The sequence below is a fragment of the Vibrio sp. 10N.222.55.C6 genome, assembly GCF_041473395.1.
Classification (GTDB): Bacteria; Pseudomonadota; Gammaproteobacteria; order Enterobacterales; family Vibrionaceae; genus Vibrio; species Vibrio crassostreae_C.
In genome coordinates this window covers 1-272 of record NZ_JBFRSD010000892.1, presented here as the reverse complement: position 1 = coordinate 272, position 272 = coordinate 1, and the positions used below count along the sequence as shown (strand labels likewise).

1 pseudogene is annotated in these 272 nt (G+C 40.8%); it reads right to left on the bottom strand.

The annotated features are described in order from the left end of the window. Positions 1-272: pseudogene (locus tag AB4486_RS26730) on the bottom strand (alpha-amylase); the annotation flags it as partial.

Below are 272 nucleotides of genomic sequence, written 5' to 3'. Positions count from 1 at the left end.
TGATGTTCAATATCCATCATTTGATGTTGGATTTTGGGGATGATAGCCGTGGAAGTATTGCCTAGCATGATGTCTTTTAGACCGTCGTACAGATCTACTTTGTCATAGAGGTAGTCCATTTTGCCTAAGTGGATATAGTCGCGATATAAGTCCGGTTGGTACACCTCAGCCATTAAAAAGGCATCTTGGTTTTTCATCTTTATAGATGAATTAAGGTAGCTCCAAAATTCGACTGGAACCATCTCAGCCATATCGTAGCGAAACCCATCAAC